The organism is Pseudomonas sp. 3HC3, assembly GCF_044904505.1.
GTDB lineage: Bacteria > Pseudomonadota > Gammaproteobacteria > Pseudomonadales > Pseudomonadaceae > Aquipseudomonas > Aquipseudomonas putida_Y.
The window spans coordinates 313,315-333,934 of sequence record NZ_JADDRH010000001.1; the positions used below are offsets into that span (position 1 = coordinate 313,315).

Below are 20,620 nucleotides of genomic sequence, written 5' to 3' on the forward strand. Positions count from 1 at the left end.
AATGAGTGAACCCGTACAATTTCCGCTGGCGGCCGTGGTCGGTGCAGACGACCTCAAGCTGGCGCTGTGCCTGACCGCCATCGACCCCAGGATCGGTGGTGTGCTGATCGAAGGGCCGCGTGGCATGGCCAAGAGTACTCTGGCCCGTGGCTTGGCCGACCTGCTTGGCGAAGGCCCGTTCGTCACCTTGCCATTGGGCGCCAGTGAGGAGCGGTTGGTCGGCACCCTCGACCTGGATGCCGCGCTAGGGCAGGGCAAGGCGCAGTTTTCCCCGGGCGTGCTGGCCCAGGCCGACGGCGGTGTGCTGTATGTCGATGAGGTCAACCTGCTGCCCGACACCTTGGTCGATCTGTTGCTTGACGTGGCTGCCAGCGGCACAAACCGCGTCGAGCGTGACGGTATCTCGCACCGGCATAGCGCCCGCTTCGTACTGATCGGCACCATGAATCCGGAAGAGGGCGAGCTGCGCCCGCAGTTGCTCGACCGTTTCGGCCTGAACGTGGCGCTGGAGGGCTTGCCGGAGCCCGAGGCCCGGCAGCAGATCATTCGCCGCCGTCTGGCCTTCGACAGTGACCCTCAGGCGTTCTGCGCACACTGGGCCCAGGCCCAGGCGCAACTGCGCGAGCGCTGCCAGGCGGCGCGCCAGGCCCTGGCCGACATTGCCCTGGATGACCAGGCGCTGGCCTGGATTACCGAGCGCTGCTACGCCGCTGGCGTGGACGGCCTGCGCGCCGACCTGGTGTGGCTGCGCGCTGCGCGCGCCCACTGTGCCTGGCGCGGCGCTGCGGCTATCGAAGAAGTGGATGTCGAGGCGGTGGCCGAATTCGCCTTGCGCCATCGCCGCCGTATGACGCCCCAGGCCAACCCGCCGTCGGCGCCACCGCCGCCTGAGCAGCAGCCCCGTCATCAAAGTGTCGACAACCCTGGTGAACAGGGCGGGCAGGGCGACTGGGGGGCATTGCCGGCACAGCCGGTGGCCAGTGGCGCCCGCCGCGAGGTGCCGAACTGGGCAAAAAAGCCCTGAGCATCCCCCAGCCACCAGCCAAAGGGGCGGATGCCAGAGCGGGCACAGGCAAGCAGAACGGTACCCGCCGTGGCCCCGTGCATCATGCGGCGGCCGGCCGGGTAGCCTGGCTGCCGACCTTGCTCAAAGGGCGGCCGCGTCAGCGACAGGACCTGTGCTGGCAGCAGCGCAAGGGCAGGCCTGCAGAGTTGTGGCTGGTGATCGTCGATGCCTCGGCTTCAACCCGGCGTCATCAGGCGCTGGCGCAGACCAAAGGGTTGCTGGCGGCATTGTTCGACCAGGCCTATCGCCAGCGCGCCCGCTTGGCCCTGCTGACTGCCAGCGGGCGCACGCCACAGTGGCAGCGCCACGGGCTGAAGGCATCGGCCGCCTTACAACCCTGGTTGCAGGCCTTGGGGGCAGGTGGTGGCACGCCGTTGTTAGCCGCACTGGAGCAGGCGCGGCACTGGCTACAGACGCGGCAGCGAGCGCATCCGCAAGAGGCCTTGCGTTGTCTGGTGTTCACCGACGGTCGCCTGCAGCACAGCAATACCGTGCAGCCGATGCCATGCACCACGTTGTTGGTCGATATGGAGCTGGCGCCAGTGCGCCTGGGGCGCGCGCAGCGTCTGGCAGAACAATTGCATGCCGATTACCAGCATTTGCAACAATTCAAGGTGGTGGATTGAAAGGGCGGTTTGCGACACTATGTCGCAATCAGAAAAGTTGTCGCAACAGCAACAGAGAAGTTGTACAAGTGCGTGACAGTGCACGCACTTGCTGTGCTGGCCGATATTACTTTGGCATCGACCACGGTTGCAGGTCGTAACCCTTTTCACACAATTCGGCGCGCACTTCTTCGATCAGGCTGGCCCATTGGGTCGGGTCGGAGTAGATGCGCGACGACACCTGCTTGGCGCCGATGCGGGTGCTGGTCCGGTCGATCACTGCCAGGCTCAGTTCACCAGTACCGTTGGGCGCATCCCAGGCTACGCACTGGAAAGGTTCGAAGGCGTGGTCGGCAATCAGCAGTGCTTCGTTGACACGGAGCGGGGCATTCATGGTTCGGTCTCTCTATGGTCCCAAACATCGAAGTGAAGTCCGCGTTGCTTCAAAGTCGCCTCATGTATCGCGAAGTGCAGCGCGGGGTTGTGTGTACTGATGCTCGTTGTTAGTGGGTAAGTCACACATTGGTTGTAAATTTTTTTCCAGGGGCGCCGCTGTTCTTGCCTGCGCCGCCTTGTGATGTCGATAAAGTGCGAAAATTCCCGTAGTGGTTTGTAAAAAAATGATTCGGCAGACAAACGGTACTGGGAACCGTCAACTTCGTTGCTACTGTTAAACGAGCGCCACAACTTGCTGTTTTACTTCAAAAAACCAAAAACTGGCGCCAAGGACCGGTCATGCAGCAGCCTGCCGCTCAACGCCGTTTGCTTATCGTCGACCCCTGCGACGATTGCCACCGTTTGTTACCTGGCCTGCGCAACGCAGGCTGGGATGTGGACAGCTGTATGCTCGGGGCTGCACTGGACCACACGTGCGATGTCGGGCTATTGCGCTTGCAGGCCTCGCACCTGAGGCACCCGGACGCGGTCAAGGACATGATCAAGCGCAGCAACACCGAATGGATTGCCGTGCTCAGTGCCGACCAGCTGCGCATGCCGGCGTTCGGCGATTTTGTATGTGAATGGTTTTTCGACTTCCATACCCTGCCGTTCGACGTTTCCCGTGTGCAGGTAACCCTGGGCCGGGCCTTCGGCATGGCACGCCTGCGCGGCAAGGGGGCCGTCAAGGTCGATGAGACGACCCATGAGTTGCTCGGCGAAAGCCGGCCCATCCGCGAGTTGCGCAAGTTGCTGGGCAAACTGGCACCCACCGAATCGCCTGTGCTGATCCGCGGTGAGAGCGGCACCGGCAAAGAGCTGGTGGCGCGCACCCTGCACCGCCAGTCGCTACGCAGCGAGCAGCCGTTCATCGCTATCAACTGCGGGGCGATCCCCGAGCACTTGATCCAGTCCGAACTGTTCGGCCATGAGAAGGGCGCCTTTACCGGTGCCCACCAGCGCAAGGCCGGGCGTATCGAAGCGGCCGATGGCGGCACGTTGTTCCTTGATGAAATCGGCGATTTGCCGTTGGAGTTGCAGGCCAACCTGCTGCGGTTCCTGCAGGAGAAGCACATTGAGCGGGTGGGTGGCAGCCAGCCAATACCGGTGGATGTCCGGGTGCTGGCGGCCACTCATGTGGACCTCGAGCGGGCCATCGAGCAAGGGCGTTTCCGCGAAGACCTGTATTACCGCCTGAACGTCTTGCAAGTGGTTACCGCGCCGTTGCGCGACCGGCATGGTGACCTGTCGATGCTGGCTAGCCATTTCGCCCATTTCTACAGCGTGGAAACCGGGCGTCGGCCACGGTCGTTCAGCGACCATGCCCTGGCGGCGATGGGCCGACATGACTGGCCGGGCAATGTACGCGAGCTGGCCAACCGTGTGCGCCGCGGGCTGGTGCTGGCTGAAGGGCGGCAGATCGAGGCGCAGGACCTGGGGTTGCAGTTGCTTGACCCGGAACAACAGCCGCTGGGCACGCTGGAAGAATACAAGCACCGCGCCGAGCGCCAGGCGTTGTGCGATGTGCTCAACCGGCACAGCGACAACCTGAGCGTGGCGGCCAAGGTGCTGGGCGTCTCGCGGCCGACGTTCTATCGGTTGCTGCACAAGCACCAGATACGCTGAGCGCAGGCCGCTGTAGGAGCGGGTTTACCCGCGAATGGGCCAGGCCTGCTGGCCAATCTCCACCCGCCGTTCACCGTTGCTGCCGCGACCGTATTCGCGGGTAAACCCGCCCCTACAGGGAACCACAAGCCCGTGTAGGAGCGGGTTTACCCGCGAAAGGGCCGTGCCTGCTGGCCAATTTCCACCTGCCGTTCACCGTTGTCTCGGCTACCGTATTCGCGGCTAAAGCCGCTCCTACAGGGAAACCACAAGCCCGTGTAGCGAAGAGGCCCTGCCAGGCGAACTCAGTGCGGCCCGCGCGGGATGGTCTTGAGCAAGTCTTCCGGGCTGATATGCCCCACCACCTGGGCCACCGCGCTGCCCGGGGTCGGCAGGTCGATGATGTGGCTCTTCATCTTGCCGATCACATGCATCTCGCACGGCTTGCAGTCGAACTTCAGGGTCAGCACTTCGTCACCCTGAATCAGCTGCATCGGTGCCACCTTGGTGCGCACGCCGGTCACGCCCTTGGCCTGCTTGGGGCACAGGTTGAAGGAGAAGCGCAGGCAGTGCTTGGTGATCATCACCGGCACTTCACCATGTTCTTCATGGGCTTCATAGGCCGCATCGATCAGTTGCACGCCGTGGCGGTGGTAGAAGTCGCGGGCCTTCTGGTTATACACGTTGGCCAGGAACGACAGGTGCGACTCGGGGTACACCGGCGGTGGCGTGGTCTCGGCCTTGCGCCCGCCACGCGGATGCGCCTGCACGCGTGCTGCTGTCAGTGCCTCAATGGCCTCGCGGCGCAGGGCCTTGAGCTGCGAGTTGGGAATGAAGTACGCCTGCGGGGCATCCAGTTCGATGCGGTCGGCGTGGTACAGGGTGGTGCCCAGCTGGCCCAGCAGGTCATGCAACTGCTCCAGTGCCTGCTGCGGCTTGTTGGCTACGCCGAACGGGCCGTCCAGGGCCGCTTGCACGCTCACGCCTTCTTCACTGCTCAGGGTCAGCATCAAGCGCTGCTCGCGCAGGACGGCGTGCCACTCCACGCCGACCCGGCGTTCGGAGGAGGTGCGTTGCAGGGCCTGCTGCCAGTTGTGGTCGAGGTTGCGCGACAGCGGGTGGTTGGGCCGCAGCTTGTGCAGGCCTTCGGGCATTTCGTTGGGCTCGACGCGATAGCGGTAGCGCTTGTGGCCGTCTTCTTCGAATTCGCCGCGCGGTTCGGCGATGTTGGCGCGGAAGCCCACCACTTCGCGCTTGACCAGCACATTGAGGCCGTCGCCGTTGGTCAGCGGTACGTCGGTGACCACTTGCATGTCACGCTTGCCGACCTTTTCCACTACGCCCACCGGCAGGCCGGTGAAGGTTGGCGAGTCGAAGGCGCCGATATCGACCTTGCGGTCGGTTACGAAGTAGTCGGTGCTGCCGCGGTGGAAGGTTTTGTCCGGGTCGGGCAGGAAGAAGTGTTCGGTACGGCCGCTGGACGCGCGGGCGTACTGAGGGCGGTCTTCAAGGATGGCATCGAGCTCTTTGCGGTAATGGGCGGTGATGTTCTTCACATAGCCCATGTCCTTGTAGCGGCCCTCGATCTTGAACGAGCGCACGCCGGCATCGACCAGGTCAGCCAGGTTGGCGGTCTGGTTGTTGTCCTTCATCGACAGCAGGTGTTTCTCGAACGCAACCACGCGGCCCTGGTCATCTTTCAGCGTGTAGGGCAGGCGGCAGGCTTGCGAGCAATCACCACGGTTGGCGCTGCGGCCGGTCTGCGCATGGGAAATGTTGCATTGGCCGGAGAACGCCACGCACAGCGCGCCGTGGATGAAGAACTCGATGGCAGCATCGGTTTCGGCGGCGATGGCACGGATTTGCTGCAGGTTCAGCTCACGCGCCAGTACCAGTTGCGAGAACCCGGCCTGGTCGAGGAACTTGGCCCGTTCCAGGGTGCGGATGTCGGTCTGGGTGCTGGCATGCAGCTCGATCGGCGGGATGTCCAGCTCCATCACCCCGAGGTCCTGCACGATCAGCGCGTCAACGCCGGCATCGTACAGCTGGTGAATCAGCTTGCGCGCCGGTTCCAGCTCGTTGTCGTGGAGGATGGTGTTGATGGTGGTGAACACGCGTGCATGGTAGCGATGGGCGAACTCGACCAGTTCGGCGATATCGCTGACTTCGTTGCAGGCGTTATGGCGCGCGCCAAAGCTCGGGCCGCCGATATAGATGGCGTCAGCGCCGTGCAGGATCGCTTCACGGGCGATGGCCACGTCACGGGCAGGGCTGAGCAGTTCCAGGTGATTCTTTGGAAGGGACATGTCGTTATATTTTCGGGCTGTCACGGTTTAGGCGGGCATTGTAGCGGTGAAACGGGCTGGCGGCATCATTGGGGTGCCGAGAGGTGCGGGATTGGCTGCGGGTACGCGCAACTGTGGGAGCGGCCTTGCGTCGCGAAAGGGCCGCAGAGCGGCCCCGGCGGTTTTGCGTTGGGGGCGCTGCGCACCCCGACAAGCGCAGCTCAGCGCTTGGCAGCCATCGCCGTCACTTCCACACGCATGCCTTCAAAGGCCAGTGAAGCCACACCCACCGCAGCACGCACCGGCCAAGGCTTGCTGAAGAAGCGCTGGTACACCTCGTTGAACGCTGCGCGGTCGGCCATGTCGGTGAGGTAGATGGTCAGGTGCAGCACGCGGTCCATACCGCTGCCGGCCTTTTCCAGGGCCACTTTCAGCGCCTGCAGGGTGCATTCGCTCTGCTCGACGATGCCGCCCAGTTCCAGGCTGCCGTCGGCGTGGGTCGGGATTTGCGTGGTGATCAGCACGCCGTTGTACTCGGCAACGTCCGAGGAAATCGACTCGGCGTCCGGGTCCGGGGTGTAGATGATGTCTGCATTTGCCATGGTGTGTTTGCCTTGCAACGGAAGGAAAACGGCAAGCCTACGCGAGCGCACCGGCCCGGTCGAGGGTACCTCGGTGTTTGAAATGCGCGGCGTTCGCCGTCAGAATCGCGGCCGATTGCAAAACCAGGGGTTTACGTTGAACGAACAGACTTTGTCCAGGCGCCTGGAGCGCGTGGCCGCCCATGTACCGCAGGGCGCGCGCTTGGCCGACATTGGCTCGGACCACGGCTACCTGCCGGTGGCCTTGATGCTGCGTGGCGTGCTCGAGGCCGCTGTGGCGGGTGAGGTGGCACAGACGCCGTTCGCCTCGGCCCAGCGCAATGTGCACAAGAACGGCCTGCAAGAGCGGGTCACCGTGCGCCTGGCCGATGGGCTGGCAGCGGTCGAGCCGCAAGACCGTATCTCGGTGGTGAGCATATGCGGCATGGGCGGCGACACCATGTGCGAGATACTCGAGGCCGGCAAGCAGCGCCTTGGCGGCGTCACGCGCCTGGTACTGCAGCCCAATGGTGGTGAGCGCGAGCTGCGCCAGTGGCTGGCGGGCAATGGTTACCAGATCGTCAGCGAAGAGCTGCTGCGGGAAAACCGCTTCGATTACGAGATCATCGTCGCCGAGCCGGGCAGGGTGATGTATAGCGCTGAACAGCTGTACTTCGGCCCCGTGTTGATGCAGGAAAAAAGCGAGGCGTTTGTGGTCAAGTGGCGGCGCATGCTGCGGCAGAAGCAGCAGACCCTGGCCAATTTCCAGCGGGCCCGCGATGCGGTGCCTCAGGCGAAGATCGACGATTTCAATCAGCAGGTGGGCTGGATCACCCAGGTGCTGGCCTGACTCACTGCTGCGAGCAGTTGCCCATTTCCCGGTAGTCGATTTCGCGCTTCTGGCCCTGATGGTCGACGTACACCATGTGTGCGGTGCCCACCTGGCAGTCGGCGGCGTTACTGGCCGGGGTGATGGAAATGACCTTGGCCACGTCCAGCGGCATGCCGTATTCATAGTGGCTGCTGACGGGCTGGTTGTCGCCGGCATCGGCAAAAGCACCGAACGAGGCGAAGGCAGCGGCAATGGCAAGGACAGCGATCGAGCGTTTCATGACAGGCTCCTTTTTTAATGGATGGCTAATGATCTATTCATTGGTCATCCACAATAAATGGGCTAAAACGTGATAGATTCCTGCTTTTAACGCAACAATAAGGAGCGCACCTTCATGGACATGCTGCATGCCATGCGTACCTTCACCCGTGTGGTGGAATGTGGCAGCTTTGCTGCAGCTGCCAATGCTCTGGATATTTCTGCAGCGCAGGTTTCGCGCATCGTTGCCGAGCTGGAGAACCAGCTGCAGACCCGCCTGCTGCACCGCACCACCCGGCGCTTGCGCATGAGCGAGGCGGGTGAGCGGTTTCTGGAGCGTGCGCGGCAGATCATGCTGCTGACCGAAGAAGCCGTGGGCGAAGCGCGAGGTGCGCACCTCACGCCTCGCGGCCATCTGCGTTTGCACTGCCCACACGGCATGGGGCTGTTGCTGATGCCGCTGGTGGCCGGCTACAACACGCTATACCCGGAAGTGGTGATCGAGCTGACGCTGTCGCAGCGCAACCCCGACCCGCTGGCCGAAGGGCATGACGTGGTGATCACTGTGGACGGTGCGCTGCCGGATTCGCAACTGATCGCTGTGCCGCTGGGCAACATTTTCAGCATCCCCTGCGCGGCCCCCGGCTACCTGGACACCCACGGTGTACCGGAGCGCCCGGAAGACTTGCACGGCCATCGCTGCCTGCGCATGGCTTACCCGATGTACGAAGGTGACTGGGTGTTCCCGCAAGGGGTTGACCAGTGCGTGATCGCGCCAAACGACAGTTTCTCTACCAACGTCGCCGACGCCATGCTAGTGGCCAGCGAGCTGGGCATGGGCATTGGCCTGCTGCCGTTCTACACCGCCAGCGAGGCGATCGGGCAGGGGCGCTTGTGCCGGTTGCTGGCACCGTATCGGCTGCGGGAGAGTGCGCTGTATGCGATGTATCCGTCACGCCACTACCTGGACGCCAAGGTGCGCACCTGGATCGACTACCTCAAGGAACAGCTGCCGGCGTTGTTCGAGGGGCATGCCAGGGTGGTGGATGATGCGCGGTATTGGCGCTGAGGCGAGAAGTTTGCCGCGGTGACATTCCTGTGGGAGCGGGCGCGCCCGCGAACACCGGCAAAGCCGGTGCCAGCCACAGCGTCGCCCGCTCCCCCAAGAACCGCGTTGCCTTTGCGTTACAGCGGATAGTTTTTCAATTCCCGTGCAATCAGCATGCGCTGGATCTCGCTCGACCCTTCATAGATCTGCGTAATCCGCGCATCCCGGTAATAGCGCTCCACCGGGTAGTCTTCCAGATAACCGTACCCACCATGCACCTGGATTGCCATCGAGCACACCCGCTCGGCCATTTCCGAAGCGAACAGCTTGGCCTGTGACGCTTCCGACAGGCACGGCTTGCCGGCGCTGCGCAGGCGGGCGGCATGCAGGATCAGCAAACGTGCGGCGTTCACCTGCACCTGCATGTCGGCCAGCAGGTTGGCGATGCTCTGGTGTTCGTTGATCGGCTTGCCAAACTGTATGCGGTCACGTGAGTAGACCAGCGCTGCTTCGAATGCGGCGCGGGCGATGCCCAATGCCTGGGCGGCAATGCCGATACGGCCGCCTTCGAGGTTGGACAGGGCAATGGCCAGGCCCTTGCCACGCTCACCGAGGATATTGGCCGCAGGAATGCGGCAGTTGTCGAAGGTGACCGCGCAGGTGTCGGAGGCGCGGATGCCCATCTTGTGCTCGCTGCGGTCAACCTTGAACCCAGGGTTGTCAGTTGGCACCAGGAACGCCGACAGGCCTTTCTTGCCCAGCTCCGGGTCGGTCACTGCGAAGACGATCGCCAGGCCTGCACGGCGGGCATTGCTGACGAACTGCTTGGCACCGTTGATGACCCACTGGCCATTCACCAACTCGGCGCGGGTGCGCAGGTTGTGCGCCTCGGAGCCGGCCTGTGGCTCGGTCAGGCAGAAGCAGCCAATCACCTCGCCACTGGCCAGGCGTGGCAGCCACTGCTGTTGCTGTTCGGCGGTGCCGTAGGCCAGCAGCGGGCCGCAACCTACCGAGTTGTGGATGCTCATCATCGCCCCGGTGGCGCCGCAGCCGGCGGCGATCTCTTCTACTGCCAGGGCGTAGGCGACATAGTCGGTGTAGCTGCCGCCGAAGTCTTCGGGCACCACCATGCCCAACAGGCCCAGTTCGCCCATCTTGCGCACCACGCCATCATCGATCCAGCCGGCCTTTTCCCAGGCCTGGGCATGGGGTGCGATTTCGCCACGGGCAAAGTCCCGGGCCATGTCGCGGATCATGATCTGTTCTTCGCTCAGTTCGAGGTCTTGCATCTGTGTACTCCCGGGCTCACAGGCCTTCGAAGAATTGTTCGACCCGCTGGCTTTGAAGCGCGGCCAGGGTCGGCGGGTTCCAGCGGGGCTGCTTGTCCTTGTCGATGATCAGGGCACGCACGCCTTCGATGATGTCGCCGTGCTGGAACCACTGGCGGTCCAGGTGCAGTTCCATGGCAAAGCAGTCGTCAATGCCCAGCTCGCGTCCCCGGCGCAGCATCTCCAGCGTAACCGCCATGGCCAGAGGCGAGCGGGTTTCCAGCTGATCGGCGGTGGCCATCGCCCAAGCGTGGCTGTCGCCAATGCTCACCGCACGCAGTTGCTCGACGATGGCTGGCAGGTCGGGCAGGGCGAAGAAGTGGTCGATGACCGGGCGCAGCTTTTCCAGTGGCGCATCCTCCAGTACCTGGGTACCGAGCCTGGCCAGCAGGTTTTGCAGGTCCTTGAGCGGGTGGTCGCTGAAGTCGAGCTGGTCAAGGCCCTGGTCGAGGGCGGCGAGCTGGTCGCTGGCCAGGTACCAGTCGGCCAGGCCGCAATACAAGGCGTCGGCCGCCTGGATCTGGGCACCGCTGACACCCAGGTAAATGCCCAGCTCGCCGGGGATGCGCGAGAGGAAGTAGCTGCCGCCCACGTCCGGGAAGTAGCCGATGCCAACTTCGGGCATGCCCAGCCGGCTGCGCTCGGTGACCACGCGCAGGTCGCAGCCCTGGGCCAGGCCCATGCCGCCACCGAGGGTGAAGCCGTCCATCACCACCAGTATTGGCTTGCGGTAGCGGTGGATGACCAGGTCGAGGGCGTACTCTTCGACGAAAAAGGTTTCATGCAGTGTGTCGCCGGCCTTGAAGCTGTCGTACAACGAGCGGATATCGCCACCGGCACAGAAGCCCTTGGGGCCTTCGCCGCGCAGGACCACGGCGCGCACGTGCGGGTTGTCGGCCCACTGATCCAGGTGCTGACGCAGGCTGCGCACCATGTCCAGGGTCAGGGCATTGAGACCGGCAGGGCGGTTCAGGGTCAGGTGGCCGACCTGGTTGCGGACCTCGGCCAGTACGTGGTCGGTTGCTGCCGCGGTATGAGCGTGCGCAGTCATTGCGTTCTCCCTGCTTTGTTATTGATTTTCCAAGTGAAGTCTGGAGTTCGCTGGAGGATCGCAGGATCCTGGCATGCGAATTTGCCTTGCACAATCGACAATTGTGCAAGGGTATCGTGCGTTTTTACCTTGTGCGAGCCCAGCGCGCGCCTTGTGGAGTAGCCATTACCCCACGGGACGACGTCCCCCGATTCGGGGGAACCCGCTGGGGGATCCTCCCCAATCCGTTGCGGTTGACCGCACAAGTTACTGACAAATATGGAAGTTTTCTTCTGGCACACACCTTGCTCCAGCTCCTCGCAGAGATCCTGTGTCCCGGAGGTGCAGCATGTCGACGCCGCTCAAAGGCCCCATCCTGTCATCACTTGTACTGGCCTTGCTTGGCTGGGAAGCAACCAGCGAGGCGGCTGTGCAGTGCCAGCGCACCCTGGTCGCCAACGTGGTGGCACTGGATCAGCCACTGATGTTCAACCGCCTTGGCGCGCAAAATGCCAACGGCATGATGTTTGCCCTTCGTGAGGATGTGGTGGACGACAAGCAGGTCCCCCTCAGCAAGGGCGGGGCCGCAGTACCGGGCAAGGTCACCCTGCGCCCGGACAAGCGCCCGCGGCCTATCGTGCTGCGTGTGGCTGCCGGTGACTGCCTGACGGTCAACCTAACCAACCTGCTGGATTACAAGGCGAACCCCAACAAACACGGTATCGAGGCCGAAGTGCCCGAGGGTGACGCAGAGGCGCCGGAGGTTGAAAACGAAGGCGGCGAAGGCTTTGTCGCCGACGAACAGGTCGCCGAGCGCATGGTCGGCTTCCAGGTCAACGGCATGCAGGCGGTGAACAGCATTGCCGATATTTCCGCCTATACCGGGCGCAACGGCAACTTCTTCGTCAGCCCCGGCAGCACCCGCAGCTACACCTTGTATGCCGAGCGCGAAGGCGCCTTTGCCGCCACCAGCAAAGCCGCTACGTTCGGCGGCGAGGGCACGGCGGGCAACGTCTCCAATGGCCTGTTCGGCCAGGTGGTAGTGGTGCCCAAACTGGGTCGTACCTACCGCAATACCCTCACCGAAGAAGAAATGCGCCTGGCCACCACCGGTCGAACTGCCACCGGCCAGCCCGTGATCGACTACGAAGCCCGTTATCCGCACGTCGAGCCGTGGATCGCCGAAGGCAAGGCCGGCAAACCGATCATTGCCATGGTCAACGGCAACGAGATCATCAGCAGCGAAACCGATGCCATCGTCATGGGGCCCAACCCCGACGGCAGCTTCCCCGGCGCCACTTACCCGCTGGAAAGCACGGGCAAACGCAACCCGGCGCTGCCCAACCGACTGGAGGCGTTCCGTGATTTCGCCTCGCAGTTCGCCGACGAGGTTGCCGGTACCCAGGCCTTCCCTGGCTACTGGGCCGACCCGGTGATGGGCCATGTGCTGGAGCCTACGCGCGATGCGTTCATGATCAATTACGGTTCTGGTGGCATGGGCGCCGAAGTGGTGGCCAACCGCTTGGGGGTGGGCCCGATGCACGATTGCCTGTCGTGCGCCTATGAAGAGTTCTTCCTCAGCGCCCACACGGTTGGCGATATCGGCACCCTGGTGGATGTACCGGCAAACGTCGGCCTGGAACACATCCGCCCGGGCGAAGTGCCGCCGGCCAGTGCCGTCGGGGTCAAGGCCAGCATGGCCCTTTACCCCTCAGAGCCTGCCAACGTGCACCACAGCTATATCGGTGACTTCACCAAGTTCCGCAACACTCACAACGGGCACGAGCAGCACATCTTCCACTTGCACGGCCACCAGTGGCTGTTCAACCCCAATGACGACAACTCCGACTACATCGATGCCCAAGGCATCGGCGCCGGCGTCGGCTACACCTACGAAATCGCCAACGGCGGTTCGGGCAACCGCAACCGCGTTGCCGGCGATGCCATTTACCATTGTCACTTCTACCCGCACTTCGCCCAGGGCATGTGGGCCATGTGGCGGGTACATGACGTGTTCGAAGAAGGCACGCGCCTGGAGGTAAGCGGGCAGGGCGAGAATGGTTTCCACAGTACCCCGTTCGCCCTGCGCAGCGGTAAGCCGGCCGTTGGCGCCCGGGCCCTGCCCGATGGCGAGATCATTGCCGGTACGCCGATTCCGGCCATCGTGCCGTTGCCCGGCAAGGCCATGGCGCCCATGCCCGGCAAAGTCGTGGTCGTGCCCAAGCTCTCCGAGGCGTTGGTCGCCGCCAACGATGATGACCACGAAGACGAGGATGATGACGACCACGCCAGTGAGGCGCCCGTGCGCAAGGCCGTGGGCTCGCTGGCGCTGGTCGACCGCACCGAGGCCAACCGCAATGCCGACGGCACGCTGAAAAACCCAGGCTACCCGTTCTGGATCGGCGGCATGGAAAGCAGCGTCGGCAACCGCCCGCCAACCCCGCCCCTGGACATGCTCGACCCGGCCCTGGCCCGGCAACTGAAAGACAGCGGTAAAGCCCTGTGGGCCAACCTGGATGCGAACCAGGTCGATGGCTGGGACGGCGGCCTTGGCCGCCATGCACTGGACGGTGTGTCCGCCGGTGGCGTAGCGGATACCACCACCACCAAACTGGACTTCACCAAGGTCGTGCACAAGGCCAAGCCCATCTACCTGCCTGAGGAGGGCACCGATGTGGAGCAGGCAGCCATGCAGTTCCACGCCATGGGTGAACACCCCAGCTATGCACTGATCCCCGGTAACCAGCCAGTGGCCAAGGCGTTCCGCACCAACGGCGCCTTGCCGACTGCGGGTGCGCCGTACTACGAGCCCTGCATGGATGACCGTGGAAAACGCCTGACGCAGTCCTCCGGGCTCGGTGAGTTCAACAGTGGAGAGAGCCTGACGGGTGTGAACTTCCGTGGCGCCTCGGCCTTCACTGCCGACCGCCCACGCATCTACAAAGGGGCCAACATCCAGTTCGACGCGGTGTACAACAAAGTGGGCTACCACTTCCCGCAGGCACGCATCATCGCCCTGTGGGAGGACGCCTGGCCGGTCATTACCAAGCAGCGCCCACCAGAGCCGCTGGTGATGCGCATGAACACCTTTGACTGCGCGATGTACCAGCACACCAACCTGATCCCGAACATCTATGAGATGGACGATTACCAGGTGCGCACCCCGACCGACGTGATCGGCCAGCACATCCACCTGCCCAAATGGGACCTGACCGCCGCCGACGGTTCGGCCAACGGCTGGAACTACGAAGACGGCATTCTTTCGCCCGGTAGCGTGGTCGAGCGCGTGCATGCCATTCGTACTTATAACGGTTGCACCGAAGGTGATAGCCGCGATGGCACTGCTGCCTGCCCGGAAGCCAGGCAGCACCCGTACTTCGGCCGCTTTGGCCGCGCCGACTGGCTGGGCGCACGTACAGCCATGCAGCGCTGGTTCGCCGACCCGCTGGTGAACGTGCATAACGTCGACCGCGGCCTGGGCACCATCTTCACCCATGACCACCTTGGCCCATCGACCCACCAGCAAGTGGGCCTGTATGCCACCGTGCTGGCCGAACCGGCCGGCTCCACCTGGTACCACGCCGAAACCGGCGAGCAGCTGTATAACCCGGCCACGCGCCAGGACGGCGGCCCGACCTCGTGGCAGGCGGTGATCCAGACCGGCGACCACGATGGCGACGGCAAGAACGACAGCTACCGCGAGTTCTTCCTGGAGTACAGCGACTTCCAGCATGCCTATGAAGCTGGCGTGTATGTAGGCGCAGGGCCGGACGGCATTCCCAATGCCCAGTCGTACCCGGCCACCGCCGACAGCTTCCGCTATGCCATCAACCCGCCCGTGCGTGGCAAGGCGTCGAGCCTGCTTGAGGCCATCGTCGAGGAACGTGGTGGGATCAACCCTGGCTGCCCAAGCCGGCCATGCCCGCAGGCGATCTCGGTGGATGACCCGGGGATGTTCGTCGTCAACTACCGTAACGAGCCGCTGGCCCTGCGCGTGTACGACCCGAACAAGGTCGGCCCGGACGGCAAGCGTGGCATGCAGGCCGACGGCCTGGCCGGCGACCTCAGCTATGCTCTGCAAACCCGTACCGACCGCGCTATCCCGGCGATGAACCTGTCGCCATCGGCGATCACCTCGGCAGTCGGCCCCACCGGCGGCACCACGCTGTTCCCGCCACATATCAACACGGCCGGCGCCGAGCCGGGCGACCCGTTCACCCCATTGCTGCGAACCTATTCCGGTGACAACGTGCGCCTGCGCATGCACGCCGGTGGCCATGAAGAGGAGCACAACGTCACCCTGCACGGCGTGAAATGGCTGCAGAATGGCTCTGGCTTTGGCAGCAGCTCCAACTCGGGCTGGAAGTCGTCGCAAATGATCGGCATCTCCGAGCAGTTGGGCTTCATGGCGCCGGTGTCGATGATCTCCAGTTCGGCAGCCACCAACGGCGACTACCTGTACTCGCTGGACGCCGCCCTGGAAGGCTACTGGAACGGTATCTGGGGCATCATGCGCAACTACACCGCGCAGCGTGCCGACCTGTTCCCGCTGCCCAACAACCCGCAGCCGGTGGCCATGCGCAACACCGTGAACTTTAACGGCATCTGCCCGAAAACCACGGCCAACCCCAACGGCATCGGCACCCGCACCACGGTCAAGCGCAACTACGAGATCGTCGCGGCGCTGGCCAACGACATCCTTGAAAACCGTAACGGCGTCAGCATCAATGACCCGGCGGGCATCGGCCAGCATGTCGGAGGCGCGCTCAAGGCCAACGGTGGCACCCTGGTGTTCAACAGCCGCAAAACCGCCATCCCGCTGGTCAGTGGGGTAGACCCTGAAGATGGGGCGACCTTCACCATCGGTGGCCACAGTGCGCCGCTGCATGACCCGACCGCGATCCTGTACGTGCGCAAGGCTGACCTCGATGCCACCACCGGCAAGCTCAAGCCGGGTATTCCGGTAGAGCCCCTGGTACTGCGCGCCAATGCCGGCGACTGCATCAGCATCACCCTGGAGAACCGCTTGCCACTGGTGATGCCAGACCTGTCGAGCACTGCAGTGATGCACAACGTGGTCAAGCGTGACCGCTTCGACAGCGAAGGCTCCACCGCGTTTGCCAACAACCTGATGCGGCCGTCCAGCCACGTGGGCCTGCATGCGCAGCTGCTGGCCTACGACATCACCAAGTCCGACGGTGCCAACGTTGGCCTGAACCCGGTGCAGACCGTGCCACCGCGTGCCGGCACCAGCGGCGCTTACCCTACCAAGGAGTACCAGTACTACGCCGGCCACCTGGAGCGTGAAGGCAAACCGGTGTCGCAACTGGGCCGCACAGTGGACAACATCAAGACCACGCCTATCGAGTTCGGTGGCCTCAACCTGACCCCGTCAGACTTCATCAAACAGCCGCAGAAAGGTCTGGTGGGTGCCATGAGCATCCTGCCGCAAACCGCCACCTGGACCGAGGATACTGCGACCCGTACCCAGGCCACGGTGAAGGTCAGTGGCCAGCCGGACTACCGCGACTTCGTCACGGTGTGGCAGCGCGCACTGAACATGCGCTGGGCCGACGGTCGTCCGGTAGAAGGTATCAATGTTGAAGGCAACGGCGCTGCCGGTGACCCGCAAGACAACGGCAACATGGCTGTCAACTACAAGACCGAACCGTTGTGGCTGCGCTTCGGCATGGCGCCCGACTCGCCATTCGGCCGCGCCAATGGCCTGGGCTTTGGTGATGTACCCAACGCCCACATGGCCTACGCCAACGCCCTGGTCGGTGGCGACCCGCAAACCCCGGTGCTGTACGCCAAGCCAGGGCAACCGGTGCGCAACCATATCGTGATGCCCAGTGGTGGCAGCCGCGGCATGGTCTACCAACTGGACGGGCACGTATGGCCGCTGCACAACTACCAGGCCGAGAAGAGCGATGCGGACGGTTACCCGATGAGCATGCCTGGTATCGGTTCGGTGCGCTTTGGCTACAACCCGATGGCCATGTACATCGGCGCGCAGGAAAGCGTACTGCCAGCGGCGCACTTCAGCTTCATGCTGCCGAGTGCCGGCGGTGCCAACGCGGTGGCGGGTGACTACCTGTTCCGCGACTATGCCGCCTACGGCAACCTTTCGGGGCTGTGGGGGATCTTGCGGGTGACCAACGAAGCGCCGCCGGCAACGGCCCCGGCGCAGTGACGGAAGGGGAACGCGAGCATGAACAAAAAGACTCGCCCTGCTTACCTGGGGGTAGTGTTGGGGGTGGCGCTGATCGGCCTGGGCGTGGCGTACGAAAAGCTATGGTGCGACCCGCGCGAGCTGTTGCAGGAACGGGCCAATCCGCAGGCCTTGCACCGGCTCAGCCGGGACGGCGTAACCGTGGAGTTCGAGGCCCGGCCATTGGCCGGAGGGGAACTGAAGGAGGGCGATTTCGCCAATATCCGCTTCAAGCTCAGCGACCAGACCAGTGGTCAACCGCTGTCGGGCATGGCCCCGGGGGCCTGGATCGACCCTGTGCAGTCGGCCCCGGCGGGGGACCGCGAGCAGAGCTGCAAGGCGCGGGTTGCGCTGTTTCTCAAGAGCAGCATTGGGGCCCGGCCGCTGCTCGACCTGAACAGCTACTTCTTGCTGATGTTGAACAATGACGCCAGCCTCACCGTGATCGACCCGACGGTGTCGGTGGGGGGCGTGACCAGCACCATGGCCCGCATCGAGCTGCCAGGCCGGCCCATGGACTGGGCGGCCATCAGCGATGACAAGCAGGTTTTCGTGTCGATACCAGAGCGGGGCAAGGTTTCGGTGATCGATACCGAGACCTTCACCCGCGTGGCCGACCTGGATGCCGGTGACCAGCCGCTGCGCGTGGCCCTGCAGCCGGACCAGCTTCGCCTGTGGGTCGGCAACAACAGCAGCGACCCGGCCAAAGGCGGGGTAACAGTGATCGACGTGCCGGGGCGCAGCGTCCTGAAACACTTCAACACCGGTACCGGGCACCACGAAATCGCCTTCAGCGCCGACTCGCGCTATGCCTACGTCAGCAATCGCGACAGCGGCACCCTGAGTGTCATCGACATCCCGGAAATGCGCCTGGCCAAGACCATCAAGGTGGGCCCGCACCCACTGTCGGTCAGCTATTCGGCGCTGTCCCAGGCCGTGTACGTGGTCGATGGTGAGGAAGGCAGCGTAAGGGTGTTCGATGCCCGCAGCCACCAGTTGCGCCACACGGTCCAGGCCGAGCAGGGCCTGGGGCCGATGCGCTTCAGTCAGGATGGCCGCTACGGCATCGTGCTCAATACTCTGGAGAACCAGGCCCTGGTCATAGACGCCAGTACCGACAAGCTGATCCACCACGTTCCGGTAGCGGCCGAACCGTACCAGCTGACGTTCACCAAAGGCTATGCCTACGTGCGGGGCCTGGCCTCACCGAGAGTGAGCATGATCAATCTGGCCAGCCTGGGAGAGGGGCGCTCGCCAATCGTGCAAAGCTTCGAGGCCGGCCCGGCAGCGCCGCGCCAGGCCGGTGACCTGCCACTGGCCCAAGGGCTGTCGGTATCGCGTGATGACAATTCGGTGTTCGTGGTCAACCCGGTGGACAACAACACCTACTTCTACACCGAAGGCATGAATGCGCCGATGTCCGGCTACAACAACCGCGGCCACCAGGCTCGCGCCGCCCTCGTCGTTGACCGCAGCCTGCGGGAAGTGGCCCCCGGCGTGTATGGCTCGACGGTGAAGCTGCCCATCGCCGGCAAGTTCGATGTGGCCTTCCTGCTCAACCAGCCGCAAATCATTCATTGCTTCAGCACCGAGGTGGCCGCAGGGGCCAATGCCAGCAAACCCAAAGGCGCGCGTGCCGAGTTCATCGGCCTCGACCAGCCGCTGCCGCAGCACAGTGACTTCACTGCGCGAGTGCGGATTGTCGGTGACGACGGGCAGCCGCGCCTGGGCCTGAACGACTTGAGCCTGCGCTACTTCCTGGCGCCATCGTCGATGCCGCGCAACCTGCAGTTGCAAGAGGTGGGCGAGGGGGTCTACCAGGCGGCGCTGAACTTCCCTGAGGCCGGTGCCTGGTACCTGCATGTGCAGTCGCCCTCGTTGGGGCGCAAGTTTGCCGAAGAAAACTACACCAGCCTGCGCGTCCTGCCGGCTGCTGCAACCAATGCTTCCCAGACTGACGTGAGGAATGTGCGATGAACGCCAAGCATGCTTGCACACTGTTGGCCCTGAGTCTGGCATTTGCCAGCAACCTGGCAATGGCCCACGCCGGTCACGACCATGACGGCCACGCCGGGCAACCGCCGGCGGCGCATCAGGAAAAGACCAGCGTGCGCTTTGCCGATGTTTCCCTGCTGAACCAGGACGGCATGCCGGTACGCCTGGAGAAAGACCTGGTGAATGACCATCTGGTGGTCATGGGCTTCATTTACACCAGTTGCACCACGGTATGCCCGGTGGTGTCGTCGATCATGGGCAAGGTCCAGCAGCAACTGGGCGGCCGGGTAGGCGAGGAGATTCGCATGGTGTCGATCAGTGTTGACCCTCAGCGTGACGACGCCAAGCGCCTGCAAAATTATGCCAAGGCATTCCAGAAAGGGCCGGGCTGGAGCTGGCTGACCGGTACCCCATACGCCATCACTGAAACCCTGAAAGGGCTGGGCAGCTTCAACGCCGACCTCAGCCAGCACCCGCCGCTGATATTGGTGGGTGACGGGCGTAGCGGGCACTGGACGCGTTACTACGGCTTCACCGACCCGGCTGTATTGATCGAGGAGATCAACCGCCTCAGTGCCCGCCGGGTACATGCCAAGAGCACCGCCATCGCCGACCATCACGAGGTGCAACCATGAGCACTGCTACCGCCCACCGCGCTGGCATGCGTGCTTTCGACTGGCTGGTGCTGGGTGGCTGCCTGTGGATCCTCACGTCGGTGGCGTTCGCCCACGAAGGCCATTCGCCGCAACCCCCCGAGCCGCAGCCGGCACCGCAGGCGATGGCCAGTGGTGGCGGTACACGCGACGCCAAGACCTGGTTCACCGACACCGTGCTGAAGGACCAGAATGGCCGCGAGCTGCGCTTTTACAGTGACGTGCTCAAGGACAAGGTGGTGATGCTTAACGTGATCTTCACCCACTGCACCGATGCCTGCCCGCTGATTACCCGCAAGCTGCGCGAGGTGCGCGAGGCCATGGGGCCAGCGCTGGCCGGCCAGGTGACCTTCGTGTCGATCAGCAGTGACCCGCTGAACGACACCCCCGAGGTGCTGAAGGCGTTCGCCGCCAAGCAGGGGGTGGATGGGCCGAACTGGTTGTTCCTGACTGGCGACAAGGCCAACGTCGACCTGGTACTTGGCCGTATAGGGCAGTTCCTGCCGAGTCCCGAGCAGCATTCGACGCAGCTGATTGCCGGTGATGTTGCAGGTAAACGCTGGAGCAAGATTCGCCCGGATGCACCGCCAGCGGCCATTGCCCAGCGCATGCAGCTGCTGACCCAGCCGCTGGCCGGTCGGTGAGTATCATGGGCCGCCTGGGGAATTGGCCTCTGTGGCATCAGCTT

The 20,620-nt window shown here is 63.8% G+C and carries 15 protein-coding genes; 9 read left to right on the top strand and 6 right to left on the bottom strand.

What is annotated here, in order from left to right:
• Window position 1: 1 nt before the first annotated feature.
• Together INQ47_RS01620 and INQ47_RS01625 are read left to right on the top strand one after the other, a co-directional pair.
• A complete protein-coding gene (locus INQ47_RS01620; protein ID WP_404700892.1) occupies window positions 2-1,024 on the top strand; it encodes an ATP-binding protein in 1,023 nt (340 codons plus the stop codon).
• Between the two features lie 77 nt (window positions 1,025-1,101).
• On the top strand, window positions 1,102-1,692 hold the full coding sequence (locus tag INQ47_RS01625) for a VWA domain-containing protein (protein ID WP_404700893.1): 591 nt from the start codon (window positions 1,102-1,104) through the stop codon (window positions 1,690-1,692).
• A 106-nt stretch (window positions 1,693-1,798) separates the two neighbouring features.
• Here INQ47_RS01625 and INQ47_RS01630 read toward each other — a convergent pair whose 3' ends face one another.
• Entirely contained in the window at window positions 1,799-2,065 is a 267-nt protein-coding gene (locus INQ47_RS01630; protein WP_103469058.1) for a hypothetical protein, read from the bottom strand.
• Between the two features lie 341 nt (window positions 2,066-2,406).
• Between INQ47_RS01630 and INQ47_RS01635 the strand changes: the two genes are divergently transcribed.
• On the top strand, window positions 2,407-3,732 hold the full coding sequence (locus tag INQ47_RS01635; RefSeq protein ID WP_252458437.1) for a sigma-54 dependent transcriptional regulator: 1,326 nt from the start codon (window positions 2,407-2,409) through the stop codon (window positions 3,730-3,732).
• A 284-nt stretch (window positions 3,733-4,016) separates the two neighbouring features.
• On the opposite strand, the gene INQ47_RS01640 is transcribed toward INQ47_RS01635, so the two are convergent.
• Together INQ47_RS01640 and INQ47_RS01645 are read right to left on the bottom strand one after the other, a co-directional pair.
• On the bottom strand, window positions 4,017-6,017 hold the full coding sequence (locus INQ47_RS01640) for a U32 family peptidase (RefSeq protein WP_404700894.1): 2,001 nt from the start codon (window positions 6,015-6,017) through the stop codon (window positions 4,017-4,019).
• Window positions 6,018-6,217: 200 nt separating this feature from the next.
• Window positions 6,218-6,598, bottom strand: coding sequence for a RidA family protein (locus INQ47_RS01645; protein ID WP_404700895.1), 381 nt, complete (start codon window positions 6,596-6,598; stop codon window positions 6,218-6,220).
• 136 nt (window positions 6,599-6,734) lie between these two features.
• Here INQ47_RS01645 and INQ47_RS01650 point away from each other — a divergent pair, with 136 nt between their 5' ends.
• The gene (locus tag INQ47_RS01650; RefSeq protein WP_021785617.1) at window positions 6,735-7,427 is read left to right on the top strand and encodes a tRNA (adenine(22)-N(1))-methyltransferase TrmK; all 693 of its coding nucleotides are present in this window, start codon (window positions 6,735-6,737) and stop codon (window positions 7,425-7,427) included.
• Between the two features lies 1 nt (window position 7,428).
• Here INQ47_RS01650 and INQ47_RS01655 read toward each other — a convergent pair whose 3' ends face one another.
• Window positions 7,429-7,689, bottom strand: a complete 261-nt coding sequence (locus INQ47_RS01655; protein WP_021785616.1) for a DUF2790 domain-containing protein — start codon at window positions 7,687-7,689, stop codon at window positions 7,429-7,431.
• 114 nt (window positions 7,690-7,803) lie between these two features.
• On the opposite strand from INQ47_RS01655, the gene INQ47_RS01660 reads away from it, so the two are divergent.
• Window positions 7,804-8,736 (top strand): LysR family transcriptional regulator, encoded by a 933-nt coding sequence (locus INQ47_RS01660; protein ID WP_014590770.1) that lies wholly within the window; start codon window positions 7,804-7,806, stop codon window positions 8,734-8,736.
• A 116-nt stretch (window positions 8,737-8,852) separates the two neighbouring features.
• On the opposite strand, the gene INQ47_RS01665 is transcribed toward INQ47_RS01660, so the two are convergent.
• Both INQ47_RS01665 and INQ47_RS01670 read right to left on the bottom strand, forming a co-directional pair.
• Window positions 8,853-10,004, bottom strand: a complete 1,152-nt coding sequence (locus tag INQ47_RS01665; protein ID WP_404700896.1) for an acyl-CoA dehydrogenase family protein — start codon at window positions 10,002-10,004, stop codon at window positions 8,853-8,855.
• A gap of 16 nt (window positions 10,005-10,020) precedes the next feature.
• The gene (locus INQ47_RS01670) at window positions 10,021-11,094 is read right to left on the bottom strand and encodes an enoyl-CoA hydratase/isomerase family protein (protein WP_404700897.1); all 1,074 of its coding nucleotides are present in this window, start codon (window positions 11,092-11,094) and stop codon (window positions 10,021-10,023) included.
• Between the two features lie 328 nt (window positions 11,095-11,422).
• Here INQ47_RS01670 and mnxG point away from each other — a divergent pair, with 328 nt between their 5' ends.
• The 4 genes from mnxG to INQ47_RS01690 are packed head-to-tail and all read left to right on the top strand — an operon-like array spanning window position 11,423 to window position 20,576.
• Window positions 11,423-17,266 (top strand): manganese-oxidizing multicopper oxidase MnxG, encoded by a 5,844-nt coding sequence (mnxG, locus tag INQ47_RS01675; RefSeq protein ID WP_404700898.1) that lies wholly within the window; start codon window positions 11,423-11,425, stop codon window positions 17,264-17,266.
• Between the two features lie 18 nt (window positions 17,267-17,284).
• On the top strand, window positions 17,285-19,261 hold the full coding sequence (locus INQ47_RS01680) for a cytochrome D1 domain-containing protein (RefSeq protein WP_404700899.1): 1,977 nt from the start codon (window positions 17,285-17,287) through the stop codon (window positions 19,259-19,261).
• A complete protein-coding gene (locus INQ47_RS01685) occupies window positions 19,258-19,914 on the top strand; it encodes an SCO family protein (protein WP_404700900.1) in 657 nt (218 codons plus the stop codon). Before INQ47_RS01680 ends, INQ47_RS01685 begins: the two co-directional genes overlap by 4 nt.
• On the top strand, window positions 19,911-20,576 hold the full coding sequence (locus INQ47_RS01690; protein WP_404700901.1) for an SCO family protein: 666 nt from the start codon (window positions 19,911-19,913) through the stop codon (window positions 20,574-20,576). The genes INQ47_RS01685 and INQ47_RS01690 overlap by 4 nt, the downstream gene beginning before the upstream one ends.
• Window positions 20,577-20,620 lie beyond the last annotated feature (44 nt).

Bases quoted from the DNA above. Each gene is read 5' to 3' on its own strand.
- INQ47_RS01660 (WP_014590770.1), top strand. From the start codon at position 7,804: ATGGACATGCTGCATGCCATGCGTACCTTCACCCGTGTGGTGGAATGT.
- INQ47_RS01680 (WP_404700899.1), top strand. From the start codon at position 17,285: ATGAACAAAAAGACTCGCCCTGCTTACCTGGGGGTAGTGTTGGGGGTG.
- INQ47_RS01630 (WP_103469058.1), bottom strand. From the start codon at position 2,065: ATGAATGCCCCGCTCCGTGTCAACGAAGCACTGCTGATTGCCGACCAC.
- INQ47_RS01635 (WP_252458437.1), top strand. From the start codon at position 2,407: ATGCAGCAGCCTGCCGCTCAACGCCGTTTGCTTATCGTCGACCCCTGC.
- INQ47_RS01645 (WP_404700895.1), bottom strand. From the start codon at position 6,598: ATGGCAAATGCAGACATCATCTACACCCCGGACCCGGACGCCGAGTCG.
- INQ47_RS01670 (WP_404700897.1), bottom strand. From the start codon at position 11,094: ATGACTGCGCACGCTCATACCGCGGCAGCAACCGACCACGTACTGGCC.
- INQ47_RS01640 (WP_404700894.1), bottom strand. From the start codon at position 6,017: ATGTCCCTTCCAAAGAATCACCTGGAACTGCTCAGCCCTGCCCGTGAC.
- INQ47_RS01685 (WP_404700900.1), top strand. From the start codon at position 19,258: ATGAACGCCAAGCATGCTTGCACACTGTTGGCCCTGAGTCTGGCATTT.
- INQ47_RS01690 (WP_404700901.1), top strand. From the start codon at position 19,911: ATGAGCACTGCTACCGCCCACCGCGCTGGCATGCGTGCTTTCGACTGG.
- mnxG (WP_404700898.1), top strand. From the start codon at position 11,423: ATGTCGACGCCGCTCAAAGGCCCCATCCTGTCATCACTTGTACTGGCC.
- INQ47_RS01655 (WP_021785616.1), bottom strand. From the start codon at position 7,689: ATGAAACGCTCGATCGCTGTCCTTGCCATTGCCGCTGCCTTCGCCTCG.
- INQ47_RS01620 (WP_404700892.1), top strand. From the start codon at position 2: ATGAGTGAACCCGTACAATTTCCGCTGGCGGCCGTGGTCGGTGCAGAC.
- INQ47_RS01665 (WP_404700896.1), bottom strand. From the start codon at position 10,004: ATGCAAGACCTCGAACTGAGCGAAGAACAGATCATGATCCGCGACATG.